The 20730-nt window shown below is 69.2% G+C and carries 20 protein-coding genes and 1 pseudogene; 13 read left to right on the top strand and 8 right to left on the bottom strand.

The genetic code is table 11. The annotated features are described in order from the left end of the window. Positions 1 to 5: 5 nt before the first annotated feature. Together EIZ44_RS23170 and EIZ44_RS23165 are read right to left on the bottom strand one after the other, a co-directional pair. Positions 6 to 692, bottom strand: a complete 687-nt coding sequence (locus EIZ44_RS23170) for a Crp/Fnr family transcriptional regulator (RefSeq protein ID WP_107050942.1) — start codon at positions 690 to 692, stop codon at positions 6 to 8. Between the two features lie 102 nt (positions 693 to 794). Next, positions 795 to 1688 carry an alpha/beta hydrolase gene (locus EIZ44_RS23165; RefSeq protein WP_037810012.1) on the bottom strand — a complete coding sequence of 298 codons (894 nt, stop codon included), beginning with the start codon at positions 1686 to 1688 and terminating at the stop codon, positions 795 to 797. Positions 1689 to 1749: 61 nt separating this feature from the next. Between EIZ44_RS23165 and EIZ44_RS23160 the strand changes: the two genes are divergently transcribed. Continuing rightward, positions 1750 to 2211 carry a MarR family winged helix-turn-helix transcriptional regulator gene (locus tag EIZ44_RS23160; RefSeq protein WP_037810014.1) on the top strand — a complete coding sequence of 154 codons (462 nt, stop codon included), beginning with the start codon at positions 1750 to 1752 and terminating at the stop codon, positions 2209 to 2211. Between the two features lie 321 nt (positions 2212 to 2532). Here EIZ44_RS23160 and EIZ44_RS23155 read toward each other — a convergent pair whose 3' ends face one another. Next, on the bottom strand, positions 2533 to 3342 hold the full coding sequence (locus EIZ44_RS23155; RefSeq protein ID WP_240691384.1) for a S1 family peptidase: 810 nt from the start codon (positions 3340 to 3342) through the stop codon (positions 2533 to 2535). 293 nt (positions 3343 to 3635) lie between these two features. Continuing rightward, the gene (locus EIZ44_RS23150; RefSeq protein WP_051728710.1) at positions 3636 to 4853 is read right to left on the bottom strand and encodes an APC family permease; all 1218 of its coding nucleotides are present in this window, start codon (positions 4851 to 4853) and stop codon (positions 3636 to 3638) included. Between the two features lie 75 nt (positions 4854 to 4928). Here EIZ44_RS23150 and EIZ44_RS23145 point away from each other — a divergent pair, with 75 nt between their 5' ends. The 11 genes and pseudogenes from EIZ44_RS23145 (at position 4929) to EIZ44_RS23095 (ending at position 13645) form a co-directional block, all read left to right on the top strand. Beyond that, positions 4929 to 5705, top strand: a complete 777-nt coding sequence (locus tag EIZ44_RS23145) for a GntR family transcriptional regulator (RefSeq protein WP_043829271.1) — start codon at positions 4929 to 4931, stop codon at positions 5703 to 5705. Between the two features lie 55 nt (positions 5706 to 5760). Next, positions 5761 to 6141 carry a DoxX family protein gene (locus tag EIZ44_RS23140; protein ID WP_037810020.1) on the top strand — a complete coding sequence of 127 codons (381 nt, stop codon included), beginning with the start codon at positions 5761 to 5763 and terminating at the stop codon, positions 6139 to 6141. A gap of 105 nt (positions 6142 to 6246) precedes the next feature. Continuing rightward, on the top strand, positions 6247 to 7365 hold the full coding sequence (locus EIZ44_RS23135) for a TIGR03364 family FAD-dependent oxidoreductase (protein WP_134731157.1): 1119 nt from the start codon (positions 6247 to 6249) through the stop codon (positions 7363 to 7365). Next, positions 7359 to 8045, top strand: a pseudogene (locus EIZ44_RS23130) (phosphonatase-like hydrolase). The gene EIZ44_RS23135 and the pseudogene EIZ44_RS23130 overlap by 7 nt, the downstream one beginning before the upstream one ends. Continuing rightward, a complete protein-coding gene (locus EIZ44_RS23125; RefSeq protein WP_134731155.1) occupies positions 8042 to 9076 on the top strand; it encodes a 2-aminoethylphosphonate ABC transporter substrate-binding protein in 1035 nt (344 codons plus the stop codon). Before EIZ44_RS23130 ends, EIZ44_RS23125 begins: the two are co-directional and overlap by 4 nt. Then, on the top strand, positions 9073 to 10140 hold the full coding sequence (locus tag EIZ44_RS23120) for an ABC transporter ATP-binding protein (RefSeq protein ID WP_037810023.1): 1068 nt from the start codon (positions 9073 to 9075) through the stop codon (positions 10138 to 10140). Before EIZ44_RS23125 ends, EIZ44_RS23120 begins: the two co-directional genes overlap by 4 nt. Beyond that, on the top strand, positions 10137 to 11000 hold the full coding sequence (locus EIZ44_RS23115) for a 2-aminoethylphosphonate ABC transporter permease subunit (RefSeq protein ID WP_037810025.1): 864 nt from the start codon (positions 10137 to 10139) through the stop codon (positions 10998 to 11000). The genes EIZ44_RS23120 and EIZ44_RS23115 overlap by 4 nt, the downstream gene beginning before the upstream one ends. Next, positions 10978 to 11775, top strand: coding sequence for an ABC transporter permease (locus EIZ44_RS23110; protein WP_134731153.1), 798 nt, complete (start codon positions 10978 to 10980; stop codon positions 11773 to 11775). The genes EIZ44_RS23115 and EIZ44_RS23110 overlap by 23 nt, the downstream gene beginning before the upstream one ends. Positions 11776 to 11849: 74 nt before the next feature. Beyond that, positions 11850 to 12338 (top strand): hypothetical protein, encoded by a 489-nt coding sequence (locus tag EIZ44_RS23105; protein WP_107050943.1) that lies wholly within the window; start codon positions 11850 to 11852, stop codon positions 12336 to 12338. Between the two features lie 44 nt (positions 12339 to 12382). After that, positions 12383 to 12883: a hypothetical protein gene (locus EIZ44_RS23100; RefSeq protein ID WP_235146630.1), complete on the top strand. Its 501-nt coding sequence runs from the start codon at positions 12383 to 12385 to the stop codon at positions 12881 to 12883. A 324-nt stretch (positions 12884 to 13207) separates the two neighbouring features. Then, the gene (locus EIZ44_RS23095) at positions 13208 to 13645 is read left to right on the top strand and encodes an SRPBCC family protein (protein ID WP_037810029.1); all 438 of its coding nucleotides are present in this window, start codon (positions 13208 to 13210) and stop codon (positions 13643 to 13645) included. A gap of 18 nt (positions 13646 to 13663) precedes the next feature. On the opposite strand, the gene EIZ44_RS23090 is transcribed toward EIZ44_RS23095, so the two are convergent. From EIZ44_RS23090 to EIZ44_RS23075, 4 genes are all read right to left on the bottom strand, one after another. After that, a complete protein-coding gene (locus tag EIZ44_RS23090; protein WP_037810030.1) occupies positions 13664 to 15325 on the bottom strand; it encodes a fumarate hydratase in 1662 nt (553 codons plus the stop codon). 852 nt (positions 15326 to 16177) lie between these two features. After that, positions 16178 to 17209: a sigma-70 family RNA polymerase sigma factor gene (locus EIZ44_RS23085; protein ID WP_037810032.1), complete on the bottom strand. Its 1032-nt coding sequence runs from the start codon at positions 17207 to 17209 to the stop codon at positions 16178 to 16180. A gap of 277 nt (positions 17210 to 17486) precedes the next feature. Further along, a complete protein-coding gene (gene dtd, locus EIZ44_RS23080; protein ID WP_037810034.1) occupies positions 17487 to 17912 on the bottom strand; it encodes a D-aminoacyl-tRNA deacylase in 426 nt (141 codons plus the stop codon). Further along, positions 17909 to 19441, bottom strand: coding sequence for a DUF7782 domain-containing protein (locus EIZ44_RS23075; protein WP_134731247.1), 1533 nt, complete (start codon positions 19439 to 19441; stop codon positions 17909 to 17911). Before EIZ44_RS23075 ends, dtd begins: the two co-directional genes overlap by 4 nt. On the opposite strand from EIZ44_RS23075, the gene EIZ44_RS23070 reads away from it, so the two are divergent. Continuing rightward, positions 19434 to 20726 carry an amidohydrolase gene (locus EIZ44_RS23070; RefSeq protein ID WP_037810035.1) on the top strand — a complete coding sequence of 431 codons (1293 nt, stop codon included), beginning with the start codon at positions 19434 to 19436 and terminating at the stop codon, positions 20724 to 20726. The genes EIZ44_RS23075 and EIZ44_RS23070 overlap by 8 nt on opposite strands. The last annotated feature ends 4 nt before the right edge of the window (positions 20727 to 20730 follow it).

The following is a 20730-nucleotide window of genomic DNA, read 5'->3' as shown; positions in this document are numbered from 1 at the left end:
GCCGATCAACCTTCGGCGAGGGCGGCGAGCCGGGACCGGTCGCGAATACGCAGCCGGCGGTACCCGGTCTCGACGACGTTTTCCCGGCGGAGCTGAGCCAGCGCGCGATGGACGGTCGGCTCGGCGGCGCCGACGAGCGCCGCAAGTTCAGGTTGGGTCAGCGATACGCCGAGTTCGATATCTTCACCTGCTGGGATCCCGTATGACAACGACAGCTCGATCAATACTCGCGCCAGCCGGATCCGGACCTCCCGGCTGCCGAAGTCGATGCGGCGGCGGGTGGCCCAGCGCAGTTTCGCCCCCACGCTGGTCGTCACGGCGAGTGCGGCTTCGGGGACCTGGCTGAGGAACCGGCGGAACTCCGCCTGGGAGAAGATCCGCGCCCGGACTCGCCCTGCCGCGGTCACCGTCGCAGTCCTCGGCTGACTGTCCATCGCGGCGAGTTCGCCGACCAGGTCCCCGCCGACCCGGATCGCGAGGAGAGCCAGCTCGCCTTCGGGTGTCGTCCCCGTGACCTTCACGCAGCCGTCGAGCAGGAGACAGACGTGAGTGGTCGGATCGCCTTCCCGGACGAGCACGGTTCCGGGCGTGAATTCTCGCGCGGTGCCGAGTTCAAGGAATGCCGACCGGGTCCTGGGCGGCAGTCCCGCCAGGAAGCTCCCCTTCGGGAAACGGACGTCTGGTTCGCTCACCGTGATACCCCCTCACCCCAAGCGGATCCTATGGCGCGAGAGGGGACCAACCAAGACGGATGTTCACACTGAGCGGCGCGCAGGTTTTGACGATGTTTCGGATTACCGCAGGCGCTGCTTGACGAAGAGGGCGGCCCGGTCGAGGGCTTGCCCTGCTTCGTCGAGGGTGTCGGTGAAGGTTTGGAAGACGTGCGGGACGTCGGCGGTGATGTCGAGGATCACGTCGACGTCCGCCTCGCGGGCGCGTTTTGCCAGCCGGACCGAGTCGTCCAGCAGGACCTCGTTCGTGCCGACCTGCAGCAGGATCGGCGGGAAGCCGGTCAGGTCGGCGTGGACCGCCGGGGCGAGGAGCGGCTGGGCCGGGTCCGCGCCTGCCAGGTACAACTTGCCGGTCTTGCGCAAGCTTTCCCCGGTGAAGAAGGGGTCGGCGGCTTCCTTGTCCGCCACGGACGCTCCGGAATGCGTGTGGTCGAGTCCCGCCGAGAACGCGACGATCCCCGCAGGCATCGGCAGTCCCGCGTCGCGCGCGGCGAGGGTGGTGGTGACGGAGAGACCGCCGCCCGCGGAGTCGCCGGCGAAGACGATCGAGGACGGGTCGTTGTCTTCCAGGAGGCTGCGGTAGGCGGCGAGGCAGTCCTCGATCCCGGCCGGGAACGGGTGCTCGGGCGCGAGCCGGTAATCCAGCGAGAGCGCGCGGATTCCGGTGCGCAGGACCAGGTTCGCGGTCAGCCCCATCGCGGTGTGCGGCGAACCCAGCGCGAACGATCCGCCGTGGAAGTACAGGATCGTGCCCGGCCGCGGCGTGCCCGGAGGTTCGACGAGGACGGCCGGTCTCCCGGCGAGCGTGGTCGGAGTCTCGCGATGTTCGGCCGGCACGGGGTACTGGCTCATGAACGCGGCGAACCCGGCCCGCATCTGATCGATCGAAGTCGCTTCGGGCCGCTCCGGTGCGTTTCGCAGTTTTTCGTCCACCGCGCGGCGCTGTTCCCTGCTCATGGGGTCCCCTCAGGATTCCGTGGAAGTATATGCCGAGGCATCTAATGCTAGACTATATGCCATGGCAGGTACTTCGGCAAACGAGCAGTTCTTCGACCATCTCGTGCGCTGCGAGACCCGGATCTACAACGCGCTGACGGACGGTCTCAAGGCCGAGCACGGCATCGGCGCGTCGCAGTTCGAATTCCTGCAGTACCTGGGACGGCATCCGCGGTCGCGGGTCGCGGACCTCGCGGTGAACTTCGCCGTCGGGATCGGGGCGACCAGCAAGAGCGTCGACCGGCTCGAAGCACGCGGATGGGTGCGCCGGGTGCCGAACCCGGAGGACCGCCGGTCGTCGCTGCTCGAGCTGACCCCCGCCGGACGGGAACTGGCCGAGGCGATGGAGAAGACGTTCCAGGACCAGCTCGAGCTGCTGATCGGCTCGGTGGTGGGGGAGGACCGGGTCGCGGAGGTCGTCGCGGTGCTCGCCGAACTGCGGGGAGTGCTGGAGGAACGGGGAGCGGGGCTTCCTGCGGGCTAGGCATCGCGGGTTCTGGTTGCGGGGTTGATTCCGGCACGGCGGAGCGGAACACGCGACTCCGGGCGAGCTGCCAGCGTGGCATCGCAGGCTTTGTCTCAGACGGAGGTTCGCGAGCCGCGCTTTCCAGCAGCAGTCCAGGCCTCTCCGCTTCTGCGACGTGCCCGGTGCGACGCCGCGCAAGCCGGGTGCGGAACCCCGGCGGAGTCCGGTGCCCGGCTCGTCAGCGCAGGGGCCAGATCCTGCGACGTGCCAGGCACAACGCCGCGCAAGCCGGGTGCGGAACCCCAGCGGAGTCCCGTACCCGGCTCGTCACTGCAGGGGTCAGATCTTCCCGGCCGCCGCGGCGATGTCGGAGGCGAACGTGCTCACCTCGGTGTACACGCCGGGTGCGTGGGCCCTGGCGCAGCCGTCGCCCCAGCTGACGATGCCCACCTGGATCCATTCGCCCGCTCCGTCGCGGCGGAACATCGGGCCGCCGGAGTCGCCCTGGCAGGTGTCGACTCCGCCGGTGTCCAGCTTGCCCGCGCACAGTTCCGCGTCCGGCTTCAGGTCGGCGTAGTCGCCGCCCTGGGACTGGCACGTCGAGTCGTCCACGAAGGGGACCTCGGCCTTCAGCAGGTAGCGCTGCTGCGCGCCGCCTTCCTGGGCCGCGCCCCAGCCGACGATGGTGAAGGTGCCGGAGTTGTTGTCGGCGTTCTTCGCGATCGGCAGCGTCGGGATTCCGCTCACCGGGCTCGCCAGCTTGATCAGCGCCCAGTCGCCGCCGGTGGAGTCGTACGTCGGGGAGCGGTAGACGTAGGTCGAGCGCACCTTTTTCGCGCTCGAGCTCTGCAGATCGACCACGCCGAGCGTCGCGGTGATCGACGAGTCCGCTCCGGTGCGGTCGACGCAGTGCGCGGCGGTCAGCACGATCTGGTCGGTGTACAGCGCGCCGCCGCAGCCCATCGAAAGCCGGACCATCCACGGGAATTCCCCTTGGTCGGCGCGGGTCCCGCCGACGACCTGAGGCTCCGCACCCGGCGACGGCGGCGTCGACGCGACGGCGGGTGTCGCCAGTCCGGCGGCGGCCGCGAGTGCTGCCGCGCCTGCCAGTACTCGCGTGAGCATGCTGAAGTTTCGCTTGTCGGCCAAGGGGATTGTCCTTCCGGTGTCCACAGTGGAGCTTCCGCTCCCGGGGGCGGGGAGGTGTCGTGCGTGACGAATCGACTACACCAGAGCGGCGGTAAGTGGACAACCAACTTTCTTCGGATCTTTCGGATTCTTCACCGGATCCGGCAGATTTCGCCGCCGCAGACGACGCGAAAAAGCAGCCTTGACCTGGGGATGTAGGAGAATCGGAGTAACCCGCCGGAGACGGCGCGAGGGGGACTTTCGCGCACCGCCTGCTGCGCACGAGCCGGAATCCCGTGCGAGAAAGCCAAAACTCAGCGCGCAACCCCTCGGCGGCGCACCAAGTACGCCACCACTCCGAGCCCCAGCACCAAACACCCGCTGATCACCGAGGCGACCGGCAAACTGAACGCCAGCACCGCGCACCCCGCCAGCCCACCGGCCGCGACCACCTTCGGCGCTGCTCCCTCGTCCCGGCGCAGCGTCAACGCCGAAGCGTTCGCCACGGCGTAATAAGCCAGCACCGCGAACGACGAAAACCCAATCGCACCACGCAAATCCGTCGTCGTCGCCAATACCGCCACCACCACGCCCACCGCCAGTTCAGCCCGATGCGGCACCGAAAACCGAGGATGCACCGCGGCCAAGAACCGAGGCAGATGCCCGTCCCGCGCCATCGCGAGCGTCGTCCGCGAAACGCCCAGCACCAGCGCCAGCAACGATCCCAACGCGGCCACCACGGCACCGACTCGAACTACCGGCGACAGCGACGGCACGGCGGAAGCGAGCGGATCGGGACTCGCGCCGATCCCGGCTGGCCCCAACGTCACCAGCAGCACCACCGCTACCACGGCGTACACCACGAGCGTCAGTCCCAAAGCGAGCGGAATGGCCCGCGGAATCGTGCGGGCTGGATCACGGACTTCCTCGCCCAGCGTGGCTAGCCGGGCGTAACCGGCGAATGCGAAGAACAGCAATCCGGCGGCCTCGAGCACGCCGCCGCCGTGAAACGGAGTCCACGGCGAAACGTGCGGGCCGGAAAATCCGAAAACCGCGACCAAGGTAAGCACGAGGAGAGTGATGCAAACGATCACCCGGGTAGCCAAAGCGGACCGGTGCACGCCGAGATAGTTCACGCCAGTGACCAATCCGATCACGCCCACCGCGAGAATGCTCCGCCAAGGCTGGCCGAGCCCGGGCGCGGCGTAAGCGACGACGGTCAAGGTCATGGCCGCGCAGCTCGCCGTTTTCCCAGCGACGAAGCCCCAACCCGCTAAGTATCCCCAAAATTCACCCAGGCGAGCGCGTCCGTACACATACGTGCCACCGGATTCCGGGTACAGCGCGGCAAGCCGGGCGGAAGAAGTCGCGTTGCAGTAGGCGACCAGCGCGGCCACGGCGAGCGCGGGCAGCAATCCCGCACCCGCGGCGCGCGCGGCCGGGGCGAACGCGGCGAAAACGCCCGCGCCGATCATCGAACCGAGTCCGATGAATACGGCGTCGGCGAGGCCTAACCGGCGGGCCAAAGGCATTGCGGGGTCCTCCCGTGGGGTCAGTTCGCGAGACAGCGAACCACGCGCCGCGCGACTGGCATAGGCTCGGGTCTCGTGCCCACGTCTTCGCCGCTGTCCCGCCTGTCCGCCGACGGACCGGTCCGCGACGGCATCCCGGATCACGGCCGCGTGCCGCGCTACTACGCGGTGAAGGTCGAACTGCTGGCCGTCATCGCTGAACTGGGCGAGGGGAGCGCGCTGCCCACGGAACGCGAACTGTGCGAACGGTTCGAGGTATCCCGTGCGACGGTCCGGCAGGCGGTCGGCGAGCTGGTCCTCGAAGGCCGGCTGTCGCGACGGCAGGGGAGCGGCACGTACGTCGCCGCGCCGAAGCTGGTCCAGCCGCTCGCGCTTGTCAGCTACACCGAAGGCCTGCGCCGCCAAGGAATCCGGCCGGGGCGCACGGTGATCACGCTCGAACGCCGCGCCGCGGGCACCGGACTGGCCGCCGACCTGCGGATCGAACCGGCCGCCGAGGTGATCCACCTGGAACGCGTCCTGCTCGCCGACGACGAACGCGTCGGCCTCGAATCGACCTTCCTCCGCGCCGACAGGTTCCCCACGCTGCCGGAGGATTTCGACCCGGAGCAGTCGCTGTATGCGTATCTGCGCGACGAACTGGGTGTCGTCTTCGACGGGGCCGAGGAACGCGTGGAGACCGTCCTCGCGACGCCCCGCGAGGCGCTGCTCATCGGCACGAACCCGGCGCTGCCGATGCTGCTGATGCACCGCGTGTCGTGGGGCCCGGACGGCGAGCCGTTCGAGCGGGTCCGGTCGCTTTACCGCGGGGACCGGCTGAGTTTCGTCACGCGACTGAGCCGCGTCGAGTAGCTGTCACAGTCCGTTCCGCCGGTTCGTTCCCTCTGCATCGAACGGAGGGACAACCATGGACATCGCATTGTGGACCGCGCAGGCGGCTCTCGCCTTGCTCTTCGCTTTGTCCGGCGTGCTGAAGTCGGCGATGTCGCGCGAGCGGCTGCTCGAAACGGGGCAAACCGGGGTGGCGGCCTATCCGATGCCGGTCGTGCGCTTCACCGCGATCTGCGAACTCCTCGCGGCGGCCGGTCTGATCCTGCCCCGGCTGACCGGGATCGCCCCGGTGCTCACCGGGTGGGCGGCGGTCGGCCTGGCCGTGGTGATGATCGGGGCGATGGCGGGGCACGCGCGGCTGGCGGTCACGGAACACCGCCCGAAGGAGTACCGCAACGTCGCGGCGAATGTCGTGATCCTGGCGGTCTGCGTGTTCGTCGCAGTCGGCCGGCTCTGAAGATAACGGAACGGTAACTCATCTGGTCCAATATTCGAGGCTGCTTCACCTGGCGTTCCCCGTGCCGACAGGCTCCGTTGAGCGCGGGCGGCGACTGTTGCGGCCGTGCGAATCCTCATCGTTGGCGGCGGCGTGCTCGGCACCCAGCACGCCTGGCAGGCCGTGGAACGCGGCCACGAAGTCCTTCAGCTCGAACGCGAGCCGGAGGCGCGCGGAGCGTCGGTCCGCAACTTCGGGCTGGTCTGGGTCGGCGGGCGGGCTGCCGGTCCGGAGCTGGAGACGGCGGTGCGCGCCCGGGAACTGTGGGAGCGGATCGGCGAACGCGTGCCCGCGCTGGGTTTCCGGCCCAACGGCTCACTGACGGTCGTCCGGACCGACGCTGAGCTGGCTGTCGCGCAGGAGGTCGTCGCCGGGCCGGAGGCGGCGGAGCGCGGCTTCAAGCTCCTCGACGCGAAGGAAACCCGGGCGCTGAACCCGGCTTTGCGCGGCAACTTCACCGGCGCGCTGTGGTGCGAGCGCGACGCGGCGGTCGAACCGCGGACCGCGCAGCCTGCGCTCCGTGAAGCGCTCAAAGCGAGCGGGCGTTACGAGTGGCTGCCGGGCCGCGAGGTGCGGAACCTGACCGAAAACGGCGTCGTGGACGATCACGGTGAGCGCCACGAAGGCGACGTCGTGGTGTTCTGCACCGGCGCGTGGCTCGGCGGGCTGGTCCGCGAGATCGCGGGCGAGATCCCGGTGCGGCGGGTCCGGTTGCAGATGGCGCAGACCGAACCTCTCGACGAGCCGTTGCCCACCAGCGTCGCGGACGGCGACAGCTTCCGGTACTACCCGGCCTACCGCGGCGCCGCGCTCGACGTGATGAACGAAGGCCAGCCACAGGGCGAAATCGCCGCGCAGAACGCGATGCAGCTGCTCATGGTGCAGCGCCGCGACGGCTCGCTCACCATCGGCGACACGCACGAGTACGCGCAGCCGTTCTCCTTCGACGTCACCGAAGACCCGTACGAACACCTCGCCGAAGTGGCGGGTGCCCTGCTCGGCCGTCCGCTGCCGCGAATCCGCCGCCGTTGGGCAGGCGTCTACGCCCAGGCAACCGACTCGGCCGCGGTGGTGCACCGGGAACGGTTGTCCGGCAACGCTTTCCTCGTCACCGGTCCTGGCGGCCGGGGAATGACCTGCTCGCCCGCAATCGCCGAAGACACCGCAAAGGAGCTGGGCTGGTGACCACCGAACTCGTCGTGCTCGACATGGCCGGAACCACCGTCGCGGACGACGGACTGGTCGAACGCGCCTTCACCGCGGCGATCGCCGCCGCCGGAGTGTCCGAAGAGGACGAACAGTACGCCGGAATGCTCGACTACGTTCGGGAAACCATGGGTCAGTCGAAGATCACCGTGTTCCGCGCGCTGCTCGGCGACGAAGACCTCGCCCAGCGCGCGAACGCCGAATTCGAGGGCTCGTACGGACGGCTGGTCGCGGCCGGGGAGTGCAAGCCGATCCCCGGTGCCGAGGAAACCATCCGCGGCCTGCGGGAGAACGGCATCCGGGTCGCGTTGACCACCGGATTCGCGCCCACGACGCAGCGCGCGCTGCTGGACGCGCTCGGCTGGCACGACCTCGCCGACCTCGCGCTCGCTCCCGGCGACGGCGTGCGCGGCCGGCCGTATCCCGACCTGATCCTCGCCGTCGCGCTGAAACTGTAGGTCACCGACGTCCGCAACATCGCGGTGGTCGGCGACACCCCCACCGATGTCCGCACCGGTCTCGCCGCCGCCGCCGGAATCGCCGCCGGAGTGCTCACCGGCGCCAGCAACCGCGCCGACCTGGAAGCAGCAGGCGCGACCCACGTTCTCGACTCCGTCTCCGCCCTCCCCGCCGTACTCGAAGGAGCCACCCAGCCATGAGAATCCGGAAAGCGACCGTCGTCGCTCTCGTCGCGGCCCTCGCCGGCCTGCTGTCCGCGTGCGGCGGCACGGCGGGCGGCGCGTCCGGCGACCAGACCGTCACCGTGTACACCGCGGACGGGCTCGAGGACTGGTACAACGCCCGGTTCGCCGAGTTCAAGCAGCAGACCGGGATCACCGTCCAGGCCGTCACCGCCGGTTCCGCCGAGGTCGTTTCGCGTGTGGGCAAGGAAAAGGCCAACACCCAGGCCGACGTCCTCGTGACGCTCCCGCCGTTCGTCCAGCAGGCGGCGAAGGAAGGCCTGCTCGCGGCGTCCGCGCCGAAGGGCGTCGACCAGGTTCCGGCCGCGCAGAAGGACCCGCAGGGCCGCTACTACGCGATGATGAACAACTACCTGAGCTTCATCTACAATCCGCAGCAGGCAAACCCCGCCCCGAAGACCTGGAACGACCTTCTCGACCCGAAGTACAAGGGCAAGCTCCAGTACTCGACGCCGGGCGAAGCGGGCGACGGCACCGCGGTGCTGCTGCAGGCCCAGCACGTGTTCGGCGAGCAGGGCGCGCTCGACTACCTCGGTCGGCTGCAGGCGAACAATGTCGGGCCGTCGTCGTCCACCGGCAAGCTGCAGCCGAAGGTCGCGAAGGGCGAGATCCTGGTCGCCAACGGAGACCTGCAGATGAACCTCGCCGAGATCGACAAGAGCGGCGGGTTCTCGGTGTTCTTCCCGGCCGATGCGCAGGGCAAGCGGTCCACCTTCGCGCTGCCGTACTTCGCCGGTCTGGTCAACAACGCTCCGCACGCGGACAACGCGCGCAAGCTGCTCGACTTCCTGTTCTCGCCGGAAACCCAGGTGAAGGCCAGCGACGCGTACGGCATCCCGGCCCGCTCCGACGTCAAGCCGCAGGGCCCGAAGGCGGAGAAGATCACCGCCGCGATGTCCGGAGTGGACATTTGGACCCCGGACTGGAACTCCGTCCTCGGCCGTCTCGACGCCGACCTCACCGCGTACCGGAAGGCCACCGGACTGTGACTCCGGCAGTAGAGTTCCGCGGCGTATCCGTCCACTTCGGAGCGACGCAAGCGCTTGCCCCGCTGGATCTCTCGGTAGCGCGCGGCGAAACCCTCGCGCTGCTGGGGCCGTCCGGTTCCGGCAAGTCGACCGCGCTCAAGGCGCTCGCCGGGTTCCTTCGGCCGAGCGCCGGACGGGTGCTGCTCGACGGCCAGGACGTCACCGATCTGCCGCCGCATCGGCGCGGTCTCGGCGTGGTGGTGCAGAGCTACGCGCTGTTCCCGCACCAGCGGGTCGCCGACAATGTCGCGTTTGGACTGAAGGCGCGGAAGATGCGCCGGGGGGACGTGGTGAAGCGCGTCGGCGAGGTGCTGGAACTGGTCGGGATGAGCGAGTACGCGCGCCGGTATCCCCGTGAGCTGTCCGGCGGGCAGCAGCAGCGGGTCGCGCTGGCGCGGGCGCTCGCGATCCGGCCCAACGTGCTGTTGCTCGACGAGCCACTGTCCGCATTGGACGCCGCGCTGCGTGAGGACATGGTCGCGGAACTGCTGCGGCTGCGGGCCGAATTGCCGGACACGACGCTGATCTACGTCACTCACGACCAAAGCGAAGCGCTCGCGCTCGCCGACCGGATCGCGGTGCTGCGCGACTCCCGGCTGGTCGAACTCGGTCCGTGCGAACAGCTTTACCGCCGTCCGGCCACCGAGTTCACCGCGAGCTTCCTCGGCGCGGCGAACCTGATCCCGGTCGAACTGGTGCGTGCGGACGGGACTGTCGCGACGGTCCGGCTGGCCGGGCGCGAGCTGTCCGCCGAACCGTCCGGCACGCTTCAACCGGAGCGGCCGGTGGCGCTCGGCGTGCGTCCGCACCGGATTTCGGTCGGCGAACTCGGACCGGGCACCTTCCCGGCGCTGGTGCGCGGCGTGCAGTGGCGCGGTTCCGGATACCGGCTCGACCTGCGGCTTACCGACGAGGTGTGCGACATTCGCGCCGAGGTGCCGGACAGTCCGGTGCTGCCCGCGGTCGGCGACCGGGTCGGAGTGTCCATTCCGGACGGTTGCCCGTTGGTGGGGGTGGGCGGATGACCGGCCTCGCCCTCGGCACCGCCGCGGTCGCCCCGGCCCGCCGCAGCACGCGGCCCCGCCGGTACCGGATCGGCTGGCTGCTCCCGCCCGCGATCGTGGTCGCCGGGTTCTTCGGCTATCCGCTGGTGCTGGTGATCCTGCAGTCGTTCACCGCGCAGGACGGCAGTTTCGGGCTTTCGGTGTGGGCGCAAGTGCTGTCGTCGCCGGAATTCGGCCGCGCGGTGTGGCAGACAGTGTTGCTGGCCTTGGGTTCCACCGTCGGTTGCGTGCTGCTCGGCGGATTTCTCGCGCTGGTTGTCGCGTTCGTCCCGTTTCCCGGGGCGACGCTGCTCGCCCGCCTCGTGGACACGGTGCTGGCGTTCCCGTCGTTCCTGATCGCGCTGGCCTTCACCTTCCTTTACGGCGGCGCGGGAGTCTTCGGCACCGCCGGGTTTCTGTACTCGCCGTGGGGCGTCCTGCTCGCCGAGATCACCTTCTACACGCCGTTCGTGATGCGGCCCGCTCTTGCGGCGTTCAACCAGGTTCCGTCGGCTCAACTGGATGTCGCGGCGAGCCTCGGCGCGCGGCCGGGCCGGGTGCTGTGGCGCGTGGTGCTGCCGGAAGCGTTGCCGTCGCTCGCGTCCGGTGCGTGTCTGGTGCTGCTGTTGACGATGAACGAGTTCGGCATAGTGCTGTTCCTCGGCGCCAAGGGCGTCTCGACGTTGCCGATGCTGGTGTACGGCAAGGGAATCGTCACGTTCGACTTCCCGGCCGCATCCGTGGTCGCGGTGGTGAACGTGGTGCTGTCGCTGGTGCTCTACACGGTTTACCGGCGAGTCGTCAGGGGAGGAGGCCGTCGTGCTGCTGTGGACGCGGCGTAGCCGGTTGCTGGTGTGGCTGGTGTTCGGCGTGGTTTTCCTCGGGGTGGTGGCCGCGCCGCTGGTGATGATCGTGCTGGCGTCGTTCGCCGGAAGTTGGACGGGCGTGCTGCCCAGCGGACTCACCGGAGCGCATTACGCCGACGCGCTGTCCGGCGAGACGTTCGCGAGCTTGTCGGTGAGCGTGCAGACCGGGGTGATCACGTCACTGGTCTCGGTGGTGCTCGGCACCTGGGCCGCGCTGGCCGTCGACCACGCGCCGCCGCGGCTGCGCCGGATCGCGGATTCGCTGTTCCACCTCCCGATCGCGGTGCCGTCGGTGGTGCTGGGGCTCGCGTTGCTGGTGGCGTTCAGCCGTCCGCCGGTGGCGTTCAACGGCACGCGCTGGATCGTCCTCGCCGGACACTTGATGATCCTGCTGCCCTTCGCGTACAGCACGGTTTCGGCCGCGCTGCAACGTGTTGATCCGCTGCTCGCGCAGGCCGCGGCGAGTCTCGGCGCGCGTCCGTTGCGAGTGCTGGTGCGCGTGCGGTTGCCAGTGCTGCTGCCCGCGATGTCGGCTTCGGCCGGTTTGGCGCTGGCGATGTCGATGGGCGAATTGGGCGCGACGATGATGCTGTACCCGCCCGACTGGCGGACGCTCCCGGCGACCATTTTCTCCCTCACTGACCGGGGACAGGTGTTTCTCGCGTCCGCGAGCACGGCGCTGTTGCTGGTGGTGACACTGGCCGGGGTGGTGCTGCTGGGGCTGGTGCGGGGGAAGGCTGCGGCCCGGTGAAATAGTTTCCCGCCCGGATGCAACCTTCCGGGGCGCGATTCCGTCCGCGTTGCATGCGGACTACAGGGAAAATCGTGGGAGCGAGCGCGCTGCTGCTGACGGTCGCGGCGTGCGGGGGCAACGGAACCGTGGCTGCGCCGGTTTCCTCGGGACCGCCAGCTAGTTCGACGTCGGTTTCCTCGCCGCCGTCTTCTTCGCCGTCGGTCTCCCCGCCGCCGGCTTCAGCGCCGCCGAAGAGCCGTCCGACGCAGGGCGTGCCGCCGGGGGACACTGCGCCTGCTGCCGGGCAGATCAACGCCTCGGCCCTTCCGGCTGGCTATCCGCACGATGTCACGCTCGCTGAGGGCGGCTCGGTCGTGGTGATCCACGCCGAGGAAGGCGGATGCGACAAGCTCAGCGCGAAGGCGGGGGAGCAGACGGCGACTCAGGTTGTCGTGCTGGTGACGCTCACCAAGGCGCCGCACGGGCAGATGTGTCCGATGCACATCCGGGAGATTTCGTTGCCGGTACGGCTCGCCGCGCCGCTGGGCGGGCGGGAATTGGTATTGAAGCCCGGTCCGTGAAGATCGGGTGCAACCCGGCGGGGCGGTCGGTCCGTCCAGGGATCATGAGGTACTCGACGAAGCTGATCGGAACGACACGACTGGCGGGCGCGGCACTGGTGCTCACGATGGCAGCCGCGTGCGGCAGTCCGACGAGCATGGCGAACGCACCAGCGTCCGGGACCGAGACTGCGCCGCCGAGCGGCAGTGCTTCGGCGCCGCCGTCGTCGCCGGGCAAGCCCCAGTTCAACCCGCCCGCGGGGGCGGTGCGGGTTCCGGACAAACAGGTGGACGGGGCTGCGTTGCCTAAGACGTTTCCCAAGGAGGTTTATTCGGACAGCGGGGGGAAGGTGCTCGTGGTGCGGGCTGAGGAAGGCGGGTGCGGGCATGCGCTTGGGTCCGCTGTGGAGCAGTCTGCGCAGCGGGTGGTGGTGGATTTGAGCGAGACCAAGGCGCAGACCGGGCAGATGTGCACGATGGATTTGCGGCATCCGGTGATTTCGGTGCCGTTGGGGGCGCCGTTGGGGGAGAGGACTGTGGTGTTGAAGCAGTCTCCGCCTCGGTGAGGTCGTGGGGTGAGGGGTCGGACGGCTTCGTCGGGGGGTCGTTCGGCTCGTCGCCTGGCGGCGACATTGCGCCTTGAGGTTGGCCACCACCCCTCAGCCTGATTGTGACTACGGCGCGGAGGTGCTTGTCAAGGCGGGAAAGATGCCTTGACAAGCACCTCCGCGCCGTGTTTTTGGCTGTGTATCGGGGTTGGGGGGGTGTGGCTGCCTTGATCGTTGGGGTGCATCGGGTGCGGGAGGGGGTGGACTTCCTTCGGAAGTCCACAGTGGACTTGTTTGTGTGCGTCGATGGCAGGGGGAGGGGTGCGGCCTTAGGCTGCGTGAATGGGTACTCGCCAGGTTTCGCGCAGTGCTGTTGTTGCTGCGGCGCCGGAACGGATTTTCGCGTTGCTCGTCGATCCGGCGCAGCATCCGCTCATTGACGGGTCGGGCACGGTGCGGGCCAGTCAGGGGTCGGCGCCGGCGCGGTTGTCGTTGGGGGCGCGGTTCGGCATGGAGATGCGGATGGGGGCGCCGTACCGGATTCAGAACACCGTGGTCGAGTTCGAGGAGAATCGGCTGATTGCTTGGCGGCACTTCTCCGGGCATCGGTGGCGTTGGCTGCTCGAGCCGACCGAGGACGGGCGCACCGAGGTCACCGAGACCTTCGACTGGTCTACTGCTCGGTCGCCGCTGGCTATTCGGTTGCTCGGGTTTCCCAAGCGCAACGCCGAGGCCATCGAGAAAACTCTCGCCCGGTTGGGCGGGATGTTTCCCGGATGACCTCGGCGTCGGCCGGAATCAGCGGAAGCTGATCTGCAGGACCGGTTCGCTGGTTTCGGAGAAGAAGTCGTTGCCCTTGTCGTCGATGACGATGAACGCGGGGAACTCTTCGACCTCGATTTTCCAGACCGCTTCCATGCCGAGTTCGGCGTACTCGAGCACGTCGACCTTCTTGATGCAGTCCTTCGCCAGCCGCGCGGCCGGGCCGCCGATCGAGCCGAGGTAGAAGCCGCCGTGTTCCTTGCAGGCCGCGGTGACCTGCTTCGAGCGGTTGCCCTTCGCCAGCATCACGAGCGAACCGCCCGCGGCCTGGAACTGGGCGACGTACGAGTCCATCCGGCCCGCGGTCGTCGGGCCGAACGAGCCGGACGCGTAGCCGTCGGGGGTCTTCGCCGGGCCCGCGTAGTAGACCGGGTGGTCGCGGAGGTACTGCGGCATCTCCTCGCCGGCGTCGAGGCGCTCGGCGATCTTCGCGTGGGCGATGTCGCGCGCCACGACCAGCGGGCCGGTCAGCGACAGGCGCGTCTTCACCGGCAGTTGCGCCAGCTGGGCGCGGATCTGGTCCATCGGCTGGTTCAGATCGACCGACACGACCTCGTCGGACAGGTCTTCCTCGGTGACGTCCGGCAGGAAGCGGGCCGGATCGCGCTCGAGCTGTTCGATGAACACGCCCTCGCTCGTGATCTTCGCCTTCGCCTGGCGGTCGGCCGAGCAGGACACCGCGACGCCGACCGGGCAGCTCGCGCCGTGCCGGGGCAGGCGGATCACGCGGACGTCGTGGCAGAAGTACTTCCCGCCGAACTGGGCGCCGATGCCGAACTGGCGCGTCATCTCCAGCACCTGCTGCTCGAGGTCGCGGTCGCGGAACGCGTGGCCCAGCTCGGAACCCTCGGCGGGAAGGTTGTCCAGGTAGCGCGCGGAAGCCAGCTTCGCGACCTTGAGGTTGAACTCGGCCGACATGCCGCCGACGACGATCGCCAGGTGGTACGGCGGGCACGCGGCGGTGCCCAGGCTGCGCAGCTTCTCGTCCAGGAACCGGGCGAGCCGCTTCGGGTTCAGAACCGCCTTCGTTTCCTGGTACAGGAACGTTTTGTTGGCGCTGCCGCCGCCCTTGGCCATGAACAGGAACTCGTACGACGGGTCCGTCGCGTCGGTGTCCTTGTGGTACAGCTCGATCTGCGCCGGGAGGTTCGTGCCGGTGTTGCGCTCTTCCCAGAAGTTAATCGGGGCCATCTGCGAGTAGCGCAGGTTCAGCTGCTGGTAGGCGTCGAAAATGCCCTGAGACAGCGCGCGCTCGTCGTCGCCGCCGGACAGCACGCCCTCGGTGCGCTTGCCGATGACGATCGCGGTGCCGGTGTCCTGGCACATCGGCAGCACGCCGCCTGCCGAGATGGCCGCGTTGCGGAGCAGGTCCATCGCGACGAACCGGTCGTTGCCGCTGGCTTCGGGGTCGTCGACGATCGCGCGCAGCTGCTGCAAGTGTGACGTACGCAACAGGTGCTGGATGTCGGTGATCGCCGTGCGCGCGAGCGTCGTCAGCGCTTCCGGATCGACCTTCAGAAACTTCCGCCCGGCGGCTTCGACGGTCTCGACGCCGTCGGCGGTGACCAGCCGGTATTCGGTGGTGGTGTCCTTGCCGAGCGGCAGGACTTCGGTGTGCTGGAACGTGGTGGGCGGCACAGCGAGGCTCCTTTGCCCTGATCGGGATTGGCTCACGGTACTCAGCGGGTTCCGCCCGGTCGCACGGGCGCGGGGACGCTGTGGGATAGCGCACGCCAGCGGTGCTTCCCGCGGGTTTCGGGCAGGCATGGTCGGGAGGCCGGGCCCACCCCGACGGACCCGACCTCCCGGGGAAAGCGGACCGGATGCGCACACACCCGCCCCGCGTGACCAACGGGACCCCCGCCGGCGCGTTGACCGGACGCCGCACAGCGGGGGTCGCGAACGCTTGCTACCCACTGCCCAGAACCGCCAAACGCGAACGAGACGCGAATTCCACGAACGGGTGCGCGGAGTGGTGACGGGGTTGCGGTGGGTGTCAGGACGAATCGGGTCAAGGGGAGGAAACGGGGCACGGAAGGTGGAGGGTGCGCTCAGAAGGGGCTTAAGTGGCTGGTGAGGCTCAAGTGGCTGGTGGGGCTGGTGGTGTTGATGAGGCGATTTGTCGGCAATTCGACGTTGCCCTCGGCGGGGCAGCGGTCAGGGCGGCAGGCGGGGGAAATCGGGGCTGGGCACGACAAAACCCCCGGTCCGAAAGCCGAACCGAGGGTCTTGCGCAACCAGCGGCACGAACCGCTGCCCATCGAAACAATCTGTGGTCGAAGAGTCCCCGTCCCGCCTGACCGGGCCCCACCCGGTCCCCACGGAAAACCCTGACCGTGCCTGTCCGCGTGCTTGCCGCGGCCGGGCTCACCGGACCCCGCGCCCGGTCAGTCCGCCGCGCCAGCCCGAATGCTCGCTGACCGGCTTCTCCGCCCTCCCCGGAACCCGGAACCCGAGCCCGAAACCCCGGGTCCGGAGAGGGAAGAAAACTCAGCTGGCGTACGCCCGCAGCCGGTCGGCGCGCTCGCCCTGGCGCAGCTTCGCCATGACCTCGCGTTCGATCTGCCGCACGCGTTCGCGCGACAGGCCGAAGTGCTTGCCGATCTGGTCGAGCGTGCGCGGCTGGCCGTCGTCGAGGCCGTAGCGCAGGCGGATGACGTGCTGTTCGCGGTCGTCCAGCGTGGCCAAAACCCGACGGAGGTCGTCTTGCAGCAGGCCGGAGATCACGGCGCTCTCGGCGTCGGTCGCCTCCGAGTCTTCGATGAAGTCGCCCAGCGGGGCGTCTTCCTCGGTGCCCACCGGCATGTCGAGGCTCACCGGGTCGCGCGACTGGTCGAGCAGGTCCGAGATCTTGTGCACCGGAATGCCCGATTCGGCGCTCAGTTCCTCGTGCGTCGCGTCGCGGCCCAGCTGCTGGTGCAGGTCGCGGCGGATCCGGGCCAGCTTGTTCACCTGTTCGACCAGGTGGACCGGCAGCCGGATGGTGCGGCCCTGGTCCGCCATGCCTCGGGTGATGGCCTGGCGGATCCACCACGTGGCGTACGTGGAGAACTTGAACCCCTTGGAGTAGTCGAACTTCTCCACCGCGCGGATCAGGCCCAGGTTCCCCTCCTGGATCAGGTCGAGCAGCGGCATGCCCCGTCCGGTGTAGCGCTTCGCGAGCGACACCACGAGCCGGAGGTTGGCCTCCAGCAGGTGGTTCTTCGCGACGTGGCCGTCGCGGACCAGCGCGCGCAGTTCCTTGCGGCGCTGCGGCGTGAGGCCCTCGGCGGTGTCGAGCATGTGCTGGGCGAAGACCCCGGCTTCGATCCGCTTCGCCAGCTCGACCTCGTCGGCCGCGGTGAGCAGCGCGGTCTTGCCGATGCCGTTCAGGTACACGCGCACCAGGTCGGCGGCGGGGCTCTGGGCGTCGAGGTCGGCGTCGGTGAGCGCCCCCACGCTCACCCGCTCCTCGGTCTGCTGTGCTGGAATCCCGCGCTCGCGAATCCCGCGCGCTTCGCGTTCGAGAGTCTGGACTGACATTCTGCCTCCCCGGTCACGGGCTGAACGTGTCTCGCCGGCGCCTGCGGGACGGGGCCTGTGGAATCCCGTGTCCGCGGGCCCAGCCGGCTTGGCTGGACACTGGTCTCAACGCTCCGGGTAGGTGAAACGTTCCCGGCTCGCTGAAATGAGGACGGGCGTACCCGCCTCGCGGTTGCTCCACCAAAACTGAGGTTTTGCTGAGAACCGCTGCGCTCCGGGGAATGCGCTCGAATCGCGCTCCGTGCCTTCGATGTTACGCGGCCTTCTCCAATGTGGTCTAGACCTCAACGAGAACGGTGAACGGGCCGTCGTTCACGCTTTCCACCGCCATCTCCGCGCCGAACCGTCCGGTCGAGACGGTCGCGCCGCGGCCGCGCAGTTCCGCGACCACGGCGTCCACCAGGGGTTCGGCGATTTCCGGCCGGGCGGCGGCGGTCCACGACGGGCGGCGGCCCTTGCGGGTGTCGCCGTAGAGCGTGAACTGCGACACCACGAGCAGCGGCGCGCCGGTCGTCGCGCACGATTCCTCGTCGCGCAGCAACCGGAGCTCGTGCAGTTTGCGGGCCATCGTTTCGGCTTTCCCGGGATCGTCGTCCCGGTGCACGCCCAGCAGCACGAGCAGTCCGGGTTCCTTGATCTCTCCGGCAATCTCCCCCGCGACGGTCACGCTCGCGCGGGTGACCCGCGCCGCCACCGCCCTCACCGCGGCGAACCCGGCACGAGCATGCCGTGCCGCACAAGTTCGCGGACGATCGGCAAAGCGGCGGCGGTCAGTTCGGCCGAATCGAGGCCCTGCGCGGCGGACAGCAGGTCCAGCAGATCCGACAGCGGCAACGCGCCGCGGCAACCCGCGAGAAGGCGCGTGGTGAGTTCGTCGACCTCGTGCTGCCAACCGGGTCCGTCGGTGCGATGCAACCGCCGCACGGTTGTTTCCCAGCCCTCATCTCCGGGAGAGTCGACGCGTTCGAGCAGCACTGTCTCGGGTACCCGAAACGCTACGTCCAACACATTGTCGCCGTGCGTACGCAGCCACTCGACGCGGTCGAGCCAGTTCGCTGCTTCGGGGCCCAGCGGGTCGTCGTAAGCCTGTCGCAGATCTTCGCAGACAACAGTCGGCGTCTGACCGTTCGCGCGCCGCAGCGTCACAAAGCCGAATCCGATGCCCTGTACGTCGTTTTCGGTGAACCAGTCGAGCCACGCGGCGGCTTTCGCGCGGCCTTCGGGTGAGCGTGGGTCGATGCCTTCGTCGCGAAGCCAGGTGCCGACGTACAGCCCGGGGTCGGCGACGTCGCGCTGTACGAACCAGGCGTCGGTCTCAGGCGGCAGCCAGCGCGCGACGCGGTCGCCCCAGTCTTCGCCGCGACGGTGCAGCCACGACGCGAGGAGCTGACCCGTGCCGCCGTCGTTGAGGAAGCTCGGCAGCTGACGGACGACCAGCGCGCTCGCGTCGTCGCCGGCCAAGCCGGAGTCGCGGTACGTGTAGTCGACGCGCGGCGGACCGACCACGAATGGCGGATTGCACACGATCTGGTCGAAGCGGCGGCGCGCGACGGGCGCGAACCATTCGCCGCGCAGCAGTTCGACGTCAAGCTCGTTCAGCCGGAACGTGCCCGCGGCCAGCGCGAGCGCGCGGGCCGACACGTCGGTCGCGGTGACTCGCTGCGCGTGCCGGGTCGCGTGCAGCGCTTGGACGCCGTTGCCGGTGCCCAGGTCGAGCAGGGTGCCGACGGGGCGGCGGCTGGTCGCGCGGATCAGGCTCAGCGACGCGTGCCCGACGCCGAGCACGTGGTCCTCGGGCACGACGTGGCCGAGCATGTCGGCGTCGAGGTCGGAGACGACCCACCACGAACCGTCCTCGTCGCCGTGCGGGCGGATGTCGAGCGCGGCGCGGAACTCGTCCCCGGCCGTCCGCAGGATGCCCGCGGCCACCGCCTCGTCCGCGCTGAGCGGGGCGAACGCCGACGAGACGGCCTTCTCCGGCTCGGCGAGCCCGAGCAGGAACAGCCGGATGAAGACGCCGAGGTCGCCGGCGTCGAGGCTCGCGCGGCGGGCTGGTTCGGGCTCGCCGCGGCCGAGCGCCGTGTGCGCTGCGCCGCCGAGCGCGTCGACGACGCCGTCAGCGTCGTAGCCGGTGCGTCGGAACGCTTCGCGCAGCCGCGCGCAGACGTCGTCGGAAAGGTCAGGAAGAGGCGTGTTCGTGCTCACGGTGGGTAAGCCTGCCACGATGAGCATCGTGACCACCGAGACCACCGAGCGTGTCCTGGCTCCGCTTGAAGCGGCACTGCCGGAGCTTGAAGCGCTGTACGTCGATCTGCACCGTCATCCCGAGCTGGCGTTCACCGAAACCCGCACGGCAGCCGAGCTGGCCCGACGGCTGACTGAAGACGGCTTCGAGGTGCACACCGGCATCGGTCGCACCGGTGTAGTCGGCGTCCTGCGCAACGGCGAAGGACCGACTGTGCTGCTTCGTGCGGACATCGACGCGTTGCCGGTCGAGGAGCAGACGGGGCTCTCGTACGCGAGCACTGCGCGCGGCGTCGACTCCGAGGGTCGCGAAGTGCCGCTGATGCACGCCTGCGGGCACGACATGCACGCGACGTGGCTCTCCGGTGCCGCGCATCTTCTCGCGGCTTCGCGGGACGAGTGGTCCGGCACGCTGCTCGCGCTGTTCCAGCCTGGGGAAGAGGCCGGGGACGGGGCTGCCGGAATGGTCCGCGACGGTCTCTTCGACCGGGTCGGCCGTCCCGACGTGGTCTTCGGGCAGCACATCGTGCCTGGTCCGGCCGGGTGGGTGCTGACCCGGCCGGGCGTGATCATGGCGGCGACCGACACCTTGCGGATCACCCTGCACGGTCGCGGCGGGCACGGGTCGCGGCCGGAAACCACAGTCGATCCGGCGGTGCTGGCGGCGTCCGTGGTGCTCAAGCTGCAGACGATCGTGTCGCGCGAGATCGCGGCGACTGAGCCTGCCGTGGTGACTGTCGGCTCGATGCATGTCGGGACCGCAGCGAACGTGATTGCTGACCATGCCGTGCTCGAGGTCAATACCCGTGCCTTCGACGACGCCGTGTTGGTGCGGCTGCGCAAGGCGATCGAGCGGATCGTGAACGGTGAAGCCGCGGCCGCGGGGGCCCCTCAGCCGCCGACGGTGGAGGTCGTCGCGTCCTATCCGGTCACGGCGAACGACACTGCCGCGTCGGACGAGTTGACTGAGGTGTTTCGCGGGCACTTCGGTGCGGAGGCGACGATGCCCGCGCCGCTGGTCACCGGCAGTGAGGACTTCAGCGAATTCGGCCGGGCGGCCGGGGTGCCGTCGGTGTTCTGGCTGGTCGGAGGGTTCGACGCGCAGCAGGTGATCACGGCGATGACCGAGGGGCGGTTCGAGACCGACGTGCCCTCGAATCACTCGTCCAAGTTCGCCCCGGTGCTGCACCCGACACTGCGGACCGGGGTCGAGACGCTGGTCGTCGCCGCGTTGTCCCGGTTTGCCCGCCCGGGTGTCGCGGAAGGCCGGTGAGTGA

It is taken from the genome of Amycolatopsis nivea, assembly GCF_004522235.1.
Classification (GTDB): domain Bacteria; phylum Actinomycetota; class Actinomycetes; order Mycobacteriales; family Pseudonocardiaceae; genus Amycolatopsis; species Amycolatopsis nivea.
This window is presented reverse-complemented; position numbering and strand designations above follow the sequence as displayed.

Coding starts and splice junctions, on each gene's coding strand:
- EIZ44_RS23165 (WP_037810012.1), bottom strand. CDS start 1,688: ATGAGCAGGGAACAGCGCCGCGCGGTGGACGAAAAACTGCGAAACGCA.
- EIZ44_RS23160 (WP_037810014.1), top strand. CDS start 1,750: ATGGCAGGTACTTCGGCAAACGAGCAGTTCTTCGACCATCTCGTGCGC.
- EIZ44_RS23150 (WP_051728710.1), bottom strand. CDS start 4,853: ATGCCTTTGGCCCGCCGGTTAGGCCTCGCCGACGCCGTATTCATCGGA.
- EIZ44_RS23140 (WP_037810020.1), top strand. CDS start 5,761: ATGGACATCGCATTGTGGACCGCGCAGGCGGCTCTCGCCTTGCTCTTC.
- EIZ44_RS23125 (WP_134731155.1), top strand. CDS start 8,042: ATGAGAATCCGGAAAGCGACCGTCGTCGCTCTCGTCGCGGCCCTCGCC.
- EIZ44_RS23115 (WP_037810025.1), top strand. CDS start 10,137: ATGACCGGCCTCGCCCTCGGCACCGCCGCGGTCGCCCCGGCCCGCCGC.
- EIZ44_RS23100 (WP_235146630.1), top strand. CDS start 12,383: ATGAGGTACTCGACGAAGCTGATCGGAACGACACGACTGGCGGGCGCG.
- EIZ44_RS23095 (WP_037810029.1), top strand. CDS start 13,208: ATGGGTACTCGCCAGGTTTCGCGCAGTGCTGTTGTTGCTGCGGCGCCG.
- EIZ44_RS23085 (WP_037810032.1), bottom strand. CDS start 17,209: ATGTCAGTCCAGACTCTCGAACGCGAAGCGCGCGGGATTCGCGAGCGC.
- EIZ44_RS23070 (WP_037810035.1), top strand. CDS start 19,434: ATGAGCATCGTGACCACCGAGACCACCGAGCGTGTCCTGGCTCCGCTT.
- EIZ44_RS23075 (WP_134731247.1), bottom strand. CDS start 19,441: ATGCTCATCGTGGCAGGCTTACCCACCGTGAGCACGAACACGCCTCTT.